Origin of the sequence: Paenibacillus qinlingensis (assembly GCF_013204845.1) — a bacterium.
In the GTDB taxonomy this organism is placed as follows: domain Bacteria; phylum Bacillota; class Bacilli; order Paenibacillales; family NBRC-103111; genus Paenibacillus_E; species Paenibacillus_E qinlingensis.
On the sequence record NZ_JABMKY010000043.1, the window covers coordinates 18082 to 30103 of the forward strand.

Here is a 12022-nt window from a genome sequence, read left to right on the forward strand (position 1 = left end):
TAATCTTGCTATCTGCGCCAACAAATCTTAGTTAGTCCGAAATAGCCTAACTAAAACGACCCAAGCAACTCCCGCACAAGGAAAATAGGTAAATAATTCGGCAGAATCGGACTAATTGACTTTTTTATAAAGAATTCCCTGTTTTAATTCGGAGATTTCGGACTAATGCTGATTGTTGCGAAGAATAACGTGTGTGCCTTTGATGAAGTGATAAAATATGCATGTAGAGATCGACTGACTGGGCACGGTTTGCATGTGATAATTCGACTCATTCGTTTGGACGATTAACTGGAAAAACTACATCTAATTTCGTGCATTTCAGCTTATAAAATGAAATAAATGGAAAATGTCCATCTAATTAAGACGATTGTTACGATTTCATTGAAAATGCCCAAAAATAGATGGAGAAAATCCAGTTATCTTCCTTTTTTGAGAGAATTAGGTAGATATAACTGGATATTTTCCATCTATTGCGCTGATCGGCGCATATATCTTGTTGTTGCTGGTCTACCGTTCTACCGTTCTACCTTCTACCTTCTACCTTCTACCTTCTACCTTTCCACTCTTACACTCCACCCTCCTGCTCTCTTTGACAGCCGACGTGTGACCGAGAGGCGCACGAGGTGAGAAACCTCTATGTTACTTTTCCTTTTTGCACACTTCTTCATAAAAATAGACTTACAGATACAAAACTCGCATCTGTAAGTCTATTTCACATCACTACAATTTATTCTGTTAGATAGGACTGCCGCCGGCCTGGCAATAGGTGCTGGTAGCACCTATCCCTTCACCGCACCAGCCGTCATACCCTTCATGATCTGCTCCTGGAACAGCAAGAACACGATAATCGTTGGAAGCACAGCAATCGCAAGCGCAGCCATCGTCAATTCGTAATCCGTCATGTAGCCTGTTGCAAAGGCGGATAAGCTAAGCGGTACGGTTTTGAGTGCAGGCTTACTAATGAAAACAAGAGCGAAAGCAAAGTCATTCCAGAATCGCAGAAAGCCCAGAATGGCAACGGTTGAAAGCGCAGGTACACTTAGCGGGAGCATCATGCGGAAGAAAATGCCCCAGTAGCCCGTACCATCAATAAGCGCGGCCTCTTCGATTTCTTTTGGAATACTGACTAAGTACGCAGCTACAATGAAGATCGCTAAAGGTAGTTCGAATGCAACATAGGGCAAAATAAGCGCGCCGTACGTGTTCAACAGCCCTATTTTTTTCATAATAATAAATAGAGGTACTAGTGTGCTGTGAATCGGAATGAGCATGCCTAGCAGGAACAGTCCTGTGAAGAATGCCTTCAATTTAAACTCAAACCGCGCGATCACAAAGGCCGCTAATGCGCCTAGAATCAGCGTAAGTACTAAGGAAGCCACCGTTACAACTGTGGAGTTCCATAAGGAGAGCCCCATTCCCGAAACTTTCCATGCACGGACCAGGTTATCCCACTTCCAGACGGTCGGCAGCAGAAAAGGCCGGGAATAAAACTCTTCATTTGATTTAACGGCACTAATAAATAACCATATTAATGGATACAACGTAACCAGTGCATATAAGGAAAGAACGGCATTGATGGCACCGCGCGTCCATACTTTACGTTGTTTAGCTCCAGCGGGAAAACCCGTCTGCATCGCTACAACCTGCTTCATAGATGTCCCTCCTACAAGAGATGAATGATAATGGTTCGATCTGCCTAACGATAGTCTCGCTTCATTAGATATTGACTGCCCACGATCAGCAGCAAGCTAAGAATAATAATCGCTGTGGATAACGCGCTACCGAAACCGAAACGGTACACATTGAACGTACTGTTATACATATAGGAAGCCAGCAATTCCGTGGAATGCGCTGGGCCGCCGCCTGTCATGACATAGATAAGATCGAACGCCTTCAAGGAGCCCGAAATACAAAGCACGATCGCTACCTTCACTGTATCCCAGATCATGGGCAGTGTGACCGCAAATAACTTACGAACCGGTCCGACACCATCCAACTGGGCAGCATCTTCAATTTCAGGAGAAATATTTTGTAAGGCAGCAATGAACATAATCATGTAAGGACCAATATAATTCCAGATGATCGGCACCATCAGTGCGAACATCGATACTTTCGGATCGGAGAGCCAAGCTTTCTTCCAGCTATCAAGGCCAACCCCATCAAGCAAGAAGTTCAGAATACCGATTTGCGGGTGATAGATGTATCCCCAGATAATCCCGACAACGACAGAGGACAAAACCATGGGCATAAAGACAGACGCTCGAATGATACGTTGAAAAGGTGTGCTGCGCATCAAGAGAAGCGCTAGGATCATCGCGATCGGAACCTGTCCGAAGACAGAAGCAGCAACGATAAGCATGTTGTTTTTAAAAGCTTTCCAAAAGATCGGATCTGTAAATACTTCGATATAGTTATCCATCCCAATAAACTTCGCTGCGCCAATGCCTTTCCAGTCAAAAAAGCCATAGTAGGCCGACCAGAACAGCGGAACGATAACAAAAAACAAATAGATGATTAAGGCTGGAAGGAGCCCTACGGTGATGAATCCTCTCATTCTTGCGGACACGTTCATGATGCCCCTCCTTGTAAGCTTTTTTTGGAAAAAAGGCTCCAGCCGAGCTGAGGCTGGAGTCCTTTGGGCCTAACCTTATTTACCGAGAGCTTTCGCTTGCGCATCTTGCACTTTCTTCGCAATATCCTCTGGTTTACCGCCCATCAGAAGTTCTTGAAGTCCGTTGTTCACGACATCTGCGCTTGATGAGCTAAGTCTGCCGTCATATACTGGCGTCATTTTGACGGTGCCCATCATTTTGTAAACCTCCGCGAAAAGGGAAGTTACTTTGCTTGTATCCAAAGCTACTTTGTAGCTAACTAGCTGATTGCCTTCCAAAATCGCTTTTTGTGCTTCTGGACCTGACAACGCATAGATCAACTCGTAAGCAGCTGCTTTTTGTGCGCCAGTTACTTTCTTGCTCATACCTAAACCTGTTCCAACAACACCAGATAATGTGTTCGGATCACCCTTACCATTCGGTACGGAAGGCAATACGGTAACTGCCATGTTCGCTAAAGCTTCTTTGGAAGCGCTCGCTGCTAGGTTCGGCAATGCCCAACCGCCATCGATCATCATCGCGGCTTTCCCTTGCGCAAACATTTGCTCCATTTGTGTGTTGTCAATGCTGTTGAAGCCTTCTTGGAAAGCACCGGCTTTGCCAAGTTGTTGTAGATACGTCAGAGATTGAACAAATTCTGGATCCGTAAACTTCGCGCCATTTTGATCAACAGCCTTCAAGAACCACTCAGTTCCTGTAACACGGTCAGCTAATGAACTTAAGATACTGGATTGTGCAACCCACGCCGCTTTGTTTCCAAGCGCAATTGGCGTTACATTGTTCTTTTTGAACGTATCCACCAGCTTCATCATGTCGTCCCATGTTTTCGGAGGTTGTACGTTATATTTGTTGAAGATTTCTTTGTTGTAATAAAGAATAGATGTTGGCGATAAGGCCATAGGCGCTGCATAGGTTTTGCCAGAAATCGTGAAATCATCGAAGGAGCCTGGCATAAAATTGCCCTTCCACTCTGCTTTACTATCCAGAAGCTCATTGATCGGTTGGATCAAATCCCCACCGACGAATTCCTTCGTCATTACGCCTGGCCACATGACGAACAGATCCGGCATTTCATTCGCTGCTGCTACGGTTTTCAGACGAGGACGGTACCCATCGGGTGGAATCCCCTGAATATCCAACTCCACGTTCGGATGATCCTTCTTGAATTTTTCCATATATTCACGCATCGTTTTGGCACGTGTATCTTCGCCTGTATAGTTGTGCCAGATGGAAAGTTTAACTTTCTCACCAGGTTTCGCTGTCTCTGTTTTAGCTGGTGCCGTGCTATCTTTTGCCCCATCTGTAGTTCCATTTGACCCACAACCTGCTATCAACGAAAGTGACATCGCAGCCGCCAGTGTAACGATAAATGACTTTTTCATTCGTTCGGACCTCCTAAAAGTTTCGTAGCAACTAGCTCCTTTACTTGCAAGCTCTCTTCGTTACTCCTTTAGTATAGGGGACATTTCTTGGTTAAGGTACGGGAGAGACTTCGGTGCGAAGGGGGACATATTTCAGTCTTTGCCCTCTTGTCTAAATTCGGACGGCGTTCTTCCGGTGTGCTTTTTGAACTGTTGCGTAAAGTATTTGATATCCTCATAACCCACGCGTCTAGCAATATCGCTCACTTTCATTTGCGTGCTCTGCACAATATCTGTGGCTAGCTTCATACGTTCCCGAGTTACAAACTCGATATACGTAAAGCCGGTCTCTCGCTTAAATACCTCACTGAAATGATTGGGATTGATATGAACGAAACCAGCAACTTGCTGGAGTGATATGGGCTGATGCAGATTATCCCGAATATACGCAATCGCTTTATGGATGTACGCATACTTATTCTGATCAAGCCCCTGATGGAAAATGTTCATGATTGCTGACAGTACTTTGAACACTTCCTCTTCAGGACGGCCTTCCCCTTCTAGCTTAGAGAGTGCGCTTAGTGCCGATAAATCTTGCTGTGTCGTACTTGCTCTCTCTAACCAACGATGTCCGGCTACCACCAACGACTGTATGTACCCTTGGACGGAAAGCGGTGTAGCCGCAGTATCCTCCAGCTGTGTCCGAACCTTATGATTGACCCAGTGTCTGAGATCTGTCGCGTTGTCATTCATGAGAATCGCGCCAAGCTCCGACTCCTCTTTCTCCGTGCACACCGTGCGGCTCCCGCTTCGATCACGAATATCTTGGGGAGTGTAAAGTCCAGTTGAGCCGAGCAACCCCTGGTAGGCGAAAACTTCCTTGGCAGCGCGATAGGACTCACGCAGTCCCTCATCATCATGCGCAACGGGTCCAAGCGCAGCGAAAACGGCGCATTTGAGTGTTTCGGTGACGCGCTGAAGTGCCTTAAGAAGCCCCGCGGCATCCGTTACACCAACTTCGTATCGAACGACAAGTATGAAATGATCCTTATTCATCAATGTCACACAAGGGAGAAGCTCGTATAACATATTCTCCGCGGCGCCTTGCAGCAGATTAGCGAAAGTCACCCAACCCGAACAGGATACGAGAAGCACCTGTCTGGCAATTCCCGCACCATCATCCGTGGAGCTGTCGACGCCATTTTTGCGAAACCATTGGTGCAGCTGTGTACGTGCTGCTTCATCATCGTGTAAACCACGATTCAAAGCCCTGTCCAACAATTGTGAGCGCAGCGCTGCCTGCTGAAGGTTATCCTGCTTAACCGACTCCCATTTATCCATGATGTTCTGCTTCGCTTTCAAAGCTGCTTTGATGATCTCCTCCGGACGGCTTGTTTTAAGCAAATAATCAGTCACACCGCCGCGTAAAGCCTGCTGCGCATAATTGAAATCATCATATCCCGTGAGAATAACGATCTCCGTATCCGGTAAAATTAGCTTGATTTCCCGGGCAAGTTCAATACCGTCCATCCCTGACATTCGAATATCGGTCAAAACAATATGCGGCTTCTCCTGCGGAATGCGCTCTAAAGCCTCCTCCGCTGATGAGGCTGCTGGCAGCAGTTCCAAACCAAGTTCTTTCCAATCGATCACCGTACATAGGCCCGTACGAATAATAACTTCGTCATCTACAATCAGAATTCTCATACTGTCGACTCTCCCCTCTCACGCGGAATTAGGAATGTAATTCGGGTACCTGTGCCCAGTGTACTCTCCAGAACAAGGCCCGCACCCGCTCCATAATGCAGCAGTAACCTGCGATGCACATTAATGAGTCCATAGCTAGTCACAACCTTCTTCCTCTCTTCATCCGCTTCACTTCGAATACCGAGCTTCTGATTGGCCAAAGCCAGCTGTCCATGAATATCTCTCAGTTTGGCTTCATCCATCCCAATTCCCGTATCCTCCACCACAAATTTCATATCATGCTCCCGCAGCTCGCCGTGCACATAAATGTGTCCTTTGGTTTTTTTCTTCTGAATGCCGTGAATCAGACTATTCTCAATCAATGGCTGAAGCAGCAGCTTCAACATCACACTTTGCGTCATTTCAGGCTCAATAAAGAATTCGATCTCAAACTGATCCGGGAATCGAATCGCTTGAATATACGCATAGTTCCGAGCATGGGAAACCTCCTGCTGAACGACACAGAACTCCTCCCCCTTATTTAAGCTAAAACGCAAGAAATCACTGAGTGCACCGACCATTTCGGCAATTTGTCGATCCTTATTCATCAAGGCAATCCAGTGGATAGACGACAAGGTGTTATATAAAAAGTGCGGATTGATCTGTGCTTGCAGCGCCATAATATCCGCCTCCTTCTTCATCGCTTCATTGAGCTGAACTTGATGCTTCAGACGGCTGATTCGGTCGCTAAGCTTATTGTAGCTGTGAACCAGAAGGCCTACCTCATCTACGCTTTTCACTTCAAACGTAGGAATCGTCTCATCTGGATTCAGATCTTTGAGATATTTGGTCAATTTCATGAGCGGGTTCGTGACCCATCGTAAGAAATAAATGACCAGTGCCATCGCCAGCAAAAGCGCAATGAGGATGGTGACAGCCGTTACGGTCAGGACGAAACCATTTTGCTTTTGATAAATTTCCGTCGGAATGAATCCAACTAATTTCCAACCTACACGTGGAAGTCCGTTATAGAGAACCGTATAGGGATGCATCCCTTGCAGCACATTCGACACGCCGCTTGTTTCCGTAAGTCCATGCAGGTTGGGGAATACTTCGGACATTTCCTTCATCAGCCACTTCCGATCGCCTCCAGCAATAATACGATTATTCGCGTCTACCAAGACGACAAACCCACTCGTTTCCCAGCCTGCATCCGTCAAATAATGCTCAATCTCTGATTGATCTAGGGAAAAGGATAAGGTGCCCAACGTTTTGAATAAGCTGAAATCCCGAATCGGTCTGACCAGTGAAATCACCTTGCGTAAACCATCTGAGGTTTGAATGTCATAGAGTGGTGACCACCATTTGGGAGCTGATTTATTCGTCGTTTCGTACTGTTGCAAAAGAGGTGCCAAACCCGAATTCGTAATCGTTGTTGTATATAACACCGGATTACTGTTTTTCGGCGTAATGGTAATATTGGCAATATACTTTTTGGAATAGGATAAGTTCCATAAGGTCCCGATAAGCTGTGAATACAGATTGATATCACTTTCTTCTTTGCCGAGGTAGGCCTGGACATCCCTCTGTCCGATCAAGAAGATCGACATGTTCTCCACGTCCTGAATAACAAAATCAAGCTTATCTGTCATCTGCCTCAGGGTATTCATCCCTGCTTCCTTCGCTTTATCCTCGGTGACCGAGGTTGCAATCCGATAGGAGACCGTTCCCATCGTAAGTAAAGGTAAGACAACTGCGAATAAAATTAGCAATGAGAGCTTGCGATTGAGCGATTTGGCAAACCACCGCTTCATGGGAAATCCTCCATTCATCTAGCAATCCATCTTCTGGCAACACTTAGCATTCCACATACCCTAATCTTTTTACCATAGTATCATGAGCGAACCTGGAAAATCATACTTTTTTTTAGTCTAACAAACTTTTTGTTTGACATTCAGAAAGTTTGTGTTACCATTTTGCTCAGAATAACCTACAACCTGTAAGGGGGGATAACCAGTATGGAGTCCATTCAGGATGAATTCGTATTTTTGACCGATATGGTGACTGGCCTTGCTGCTCAATTCGGTGAGAACTGTGAAGTCGTGCTTCACGATTTGACAGGGTCCTATGAGAGCACCATCGTCGCCATTGCCAACGGTCATATCACGGGACGCAAAGTCGGAGATCCTGGCACGAATCTAGGTCTTGAACTGCTGCGAGGCAATCATGTAAACGGCAACAAATTCAACTATTTGACCCAAACGAAGGACGGCCGCATTCTGCGATCCAGCTCGATTTATATGAAAAATAAAGCAGGCAAAATTATCGGTTCTCTCTGTATTAACACGGACATCACGGATCTCATGGTCGCCGAGAAAACATTGAAGAACCTCATCAATCCCGCTGGTGAGCAAACCGAGGTGAGGGAATCGTTCGTCACGAGTGTTAGCGATCTGTTAGATGCACTCATTCAAGAAGCACAGGAAATCATCGATAAACCTGTTGCTGTTATGACGAAAGAAGATAAGATGCGAATGATTCAGCTTCTCGATGCCAAGGGTGCTTTTCTGATCAAAAAAGGCGGCGAGAAAATCTGTACGTATCTCAACATATCCAAATACACCCTATACAGCCATCTGGAAGAGGGTAAAAGTAACGCGAAAGAGAGTGTGAGTGAATCCCTATGACGATCTCCTTAGAAACGCCTTGTCTCCTTATTGATACAGATATCTTGGGACGGAATATTGCAACCATGGCAGAACGTGTTAGGCACAATGGCGTGAAACTACGTCCGCATGCGAAAACGCATAAGCTTCCTTCTGTTGCTCAGCAACAAATTGACGCAGGTGCTGTTGGCATTACGGTGGCTAAAGTGTCAGAAGCCGAGGTGATGGCGGCGCATGGGATTTCCAATATCTTTATCGCGTATCCTTTGGTGACCGCGAGCAAGATCGAACGTGCGATTCGCATCAGCGAGCAGATTGAGCTCATCGTTGGTGTAGACAGCTTGGCCGGCGCCCAGCTGATGGAGCAGACCGCGGCCAAGCATGGGCATACGCTGCAGGTTCGATTAGAGATTGACACCGGGCTGCGCAGAACCGGTGTGCCGTATGAGGCAGCCGCCGCGCTGGCTACGGAGATTGCGGGTATGCCGCATCTGCGGCTGACCGGCATCTACACGTTCCGCGGCGCCTTGCTGGCCGGCAAACCCACGCTCGACGTGGCGGCCGCCGGTCTAGAAGAAGGTCAGCTGATGGTTGACCTCGCTGACCGACTTAGAGCCATCGGCATCGCCATCGCCGATGTCAGCGTAGGATCGACGCCGACGGCTTTGTATGCCGCGGCAGTTGAAGGCGTGACGGAGGTCCGTCCCGGCACCTACGTCTATCAAGATCGGATGCAGACGCAGCTTGGCGTCTGCGAGCTTGAGGACTGTGCCGGCAGCGTGCTCGTCACCGTCGTGAGCCGGCCTTCGGCGGATCTGGCGATCGTCGACGGCGGCAGCAAAACCTTCGCCACCGATGTGCAGCCAGGTACGCATCCCTTGCAGTTGCGCGGTTTCGGCCATATTCATGGCCTGGAAGATGCGCTTCTCGTGCGGATGACGGAGGAGCACGGCATGGTCGAGCTTGGCCCTCTGGCACAAGCAGCTGACCTGAAAGTCGGCGATCAGCTGCGCATTATTCCGAATCATATTTGCAGTACGGTTAACCTGCACAATCATGTTGTGATGCAACGCGGTGACACATTTGAACGCGTACCTGTGCTTGCACGAGGCATGCTGGAATAGCTGAAATTGGTGGAATACATTTGGGAGGTGCCCCATCATGTTGGATCTTATTTTGAAAAACGGACGTATCGTCGACGGCACTGGTAATCCTTGGTTTGCTGGCGATGTTGGCATCCAAGGCAACAAAATCGTCGCTGTTGGTCAGCTTCATGAGGATGCTTTGAAGGTCATCGATGTAAATAAGCAAGTCATATCACCTGGCTTTATTGATGGCCATTGCCATTCCGATCTGATGATCTTCGATTATCCGCATAGTGAAATCAAAATGCGTCAAGGCGTTACTGCGGAGGTCGTCGGCAACTGCGGGCTCGCTCCTGCTCCCTTCGTCCCTTCCCAAGCTGAACTTCTCCAAAGTTATGTTCAGCCGGTGTTAGGTCAAACCAAGTGGCAATGGCCATGGGAAACGGTTGCCGAATATATGGATGCCGTCGCCAATTCGCGTCCATCTGAGCATATGGCCACCTATGTGGCGCATGGCGCTTTGCGTATCGCGGTGATGGGCTTTGCCAATCGTCCAGCAACTGGTCCCGAAATCGCACAGATGAAGGTTATGCTCGAAGATGGCCTGCGGGCGGGTGCAATTGGCTTCTCCATCGGACTGCTCTACGCACCAGGCAGCTATACGAGCAAAGAAGAAATCGCTGAACTATGCTCCGTCTTGCCCAAGTATAACGGCCTTTTCTCTACGCATATTCGCGGTGAGGGTAACAATTTGTTGCCTTCCGTCAAGGAAGTCATCTGGATTGCGGAGAGGGCTGGCGTTTCCCTGCACATCTCTCATCTCAAAGCTGCTGGTAAGCGCAATTGGGGACAAATCAACGATGCGCTGGAGCTCATTGAAGATGCACGCTCTCGTGGCATGGACGTCACTTGTGATGTGTATCCATATAATGCAGGCTCCACCAGCTTAACCACCATTCTTCCTCCTTGGGTGCTAGAAGGCGGAATCGAGAGTGCGCTTGAAGTGCTGCGTGATCCTTCGCTTCGTGCCCGTGTTCGCGAAGAATTGAGCCACGAACAGACGACGTGGGACAACTTGGTTTGTTCCACAGGCTGGCAAAGCGTGTTCCTTTCCGCCATGCACACGGAGCGCAATCGCCACCTCGAAGGCAAGCACCTTGCCGAGATCAGCGAAATCCGCGGACAGGAGCCAGCGGAATGTATGATGGATCTCCTTTTGGAAGAAGAAGGCCGAATCTCCATCGTCTACTTCCATATGTCTGACGAAGATGTGAAGCAAGTTGTTGCTTATGATAAATCACTCATCGCGTCAGATAGTCTTACTTGTGATACCGGGAAGCCGCACCCTCGTTTGTATGGGACGTTCCCTCGCGTATTTGCGAAGTATGTCCGCGAGAATCGTATTTTGACTCTGGAGCAGGCGGTGCGCAAAGTGACATCGTTCCCTGTTCAGCGTTTCAAGTTGGGCAAGCGGGGGCTGATTGTTCCTGGCTACATCGCCGATGTAGCGGTGTTCAATCCGGATACCATTCAGGATCATGCGACATTCGAGAATCCGAGGCAGTATCCAGATGGCATCTCGCATGTTGTTGTGAATGGTGCGTTATCGTTGACCGGCGGTCAACACACGCATGCGCGAGAAGGCAGCTTCATTCGCGCACAGCATTGCTGCAAGCACTAAATTTTTCACTATAACCTAAACCTAACTTTGACTTGGAGGTCATTCATATGTCCGTTATCGAAAAACGATTGCAAGAGCTTGGTATCACGCTTCCCCCTTCCCCAGAGCCGCGTTTCACGTATATTCCATGTAATCAAACAGGGAACTTGATCTACTTGTCCGGCCAAGACTGCCGTATCAACGGTGAGCTTATGTATGAAGGTAAACTAGGCCGAGAAGTCACGATTGAGCAAGGCCAAGAGGCAGCTCGTCAAACAATCATTAACTGCCTTGCTGTAATGAAAGGGTATCTTGGGGATTTAGACCGTGTTGTCAAAATCGTCAAAATGCTCGGCTTCGTCAACAGTGAATCCGGCTTTGGCGACCAGCCGTATGTGATCAACGGTGCATCCAACCTGCTCGTTGAGATCTTTGGCGAAAACGGCAAGCATGCCCGCTCCGCGATCGGAACGAGCGATCTGCCTTTCCACACGCCTGTGGAAATTGAGTTGATTGTTGAGATTCGCGACTAAGGAACCTTTCACAAATAGTCGATAGCGATTAACTGGAAAATGTACAGGCCTGTTGATTAGCTAAATTCTGGAAGGGAAAATAATGTAGCTGCTTAAATACACCGTCCATTCAGGTGACAAAATCTTCAAAGTGAATCGTCTGTCAAATTCAACAAAAGTCAGTCTGGCTGTCACATGAACGGTTGCATTACCTTGATCAAAAAGAAATTTTAACAATACGTATACCAATAAAGCCGTGTACAACTGGCCATACACGGCATTTTGCGTCGTTCCAAATAACATTGGAATATTAAGATGCGTTTGATCCAACGAAAAAACACTTCAATCTGCCACCGTTGCTTGTAAATGTCAGCAATCTTTTCTGCAGAATGCCAGTGTAGATTGGTGCCAATAATGACTGGGTTTCCTTTTGGATCTTG

At 47.6% G+C, this 12022-nt stretch carries 10 protein-coding genes; 4 read left to right on the top strand and 6 right to left on the bottom strand.

Annotated elements, in window-relative coordinates:
• Positions 1-779 precede the first annotated feature (779 nt).
• The 5 genes from HQN88_RS36685 to HQN88_RS36705 all read right to left on the bottom strand — a co-directional run bounded on the left by HQN88_RS36685 (position 780) and on the right by HQN88_RS36705 (position 7473).
• Positions 780-1634, bottom strand: a complete 855-nt coding sequence (locus HQN88_RS36685) for a carbohydrate ABC transporter permease (RefSeq protein ID WP_420794150.1) — start codon at positions 1632-1634, stop codon at positions 780-782.
• A 62-nt stretch (positions 1635-1696) separates the two neighbouring features.
• Positions 1697-2572, bottom strand: a complete 876-nt coding sequence (locus HQN88_RS36690) for a carbohydrate ABC transporter permease (RefSeq protein ID WP_173121481.1) — start codon at positions 2570-2572, stop codon at positions 1697-1699.
• A 75-nt stretch (positions 2573-2647) separates the two neighbouring features.
• Positions 2648-3994 carry an extracellular solute-binding protein gene (locus HQN88_RS36695; protein ID WP_056620280.1) on the bottom strand — a complete coding sequence of 449 codons (1347 nt, stop codon included), beginning with the start codon at positions 3992-3994 and terminating at the stop codon, positions 2648-2650.
• A 132-nt stretch (positions 3995-4126) separates the two neighbouring features.
• Entirely contained in the window at positions 4127-5680 is a 1554-nt protein-coding gene (locus HQN88_RS36700) for a response regulator transcription factor (RefSeq protein ID WP_173121483.1), read from the bottom strand.
• Entirely contained in the window at positions 5677-7473 is a 1797-nt protein-coding gene (locus tag HQN88_RS36705; protein ID WP_173121484.1) for a cache domain-containing sensor histidine kinase, read from the bottom strand. Before HQN88_RS36705 ends, HQN88_RS36700 begins: the two co-directional genes overlap by 4 nt.
• A 204-nt stretch (positions 7474-7677) precedes the next feature.
• Between HQN88_RS36705 and HQN88_RS36710 the strand changes: the two genes are divergently transcribed.
• From HQN88_RS36710 to HQN88_RS36725, 4 genes are read left to right on the top strand one after another with little or no spacing between them, the layout of a single operon-like run.
• Positions 7678-8346, top strand: coding sequence for a helix-turn-helix transcriptional regulator (locus HQN88_RS36710; protein ID WP_173121486.1), 669 nt, complete (start codon positions 7678-7680; stop codon positions 8344-8346).
• Positions 8343-9449 (top strand): alanine racemase, encoded by a 1107-nt coding sequence (locus tag HQN88_RS36715; protein ID WP_173121488.1) that lies wholly within the window; start codon positions 8343-8345, stop codon positions 9447-9449. Before HQN88_RS36710 ends, HQN88_RS36715 begins: the two co-directional genes overlap by 4 nt.
• 37 nt (positions 9450-9486) lie before the next feature.
• Entirely contained in the window at positions 9487-11091 is a 1605-nt protein-coding gene (locus HQN88_RS36720; protein ID WP_173121490.1) for an N-acyl-D-amino-acid deacylase family protein, read from the top strand.
• 47 nt (positions 11092-11138) lie between these two features.
• Positions 11139-11603 carry a RidA family protein gene (locus HQN88_RS36725; RefSeq protein ID WP_173121492.1) on the top strand — a complete coding sequence of 155 codons (465 nt, stop codon included), beginning with the start codon at positions 11139-11141 and terminating at the stop codon, positions 11601-11603.
• A 209-nt stretch (positions 11604-11812) separates the two neighbouring features.
• On the opposite strand, the gene HQN88_RS38730 is transcribed toward HQN88_RS36725, so the two are convergent.
• On the bottom strand, positions 11813-12022 hold a 210-nt coding region (locus HQN88_RS38730; protein WP_420874469.1), incomplete at its 5' end, for a transposase.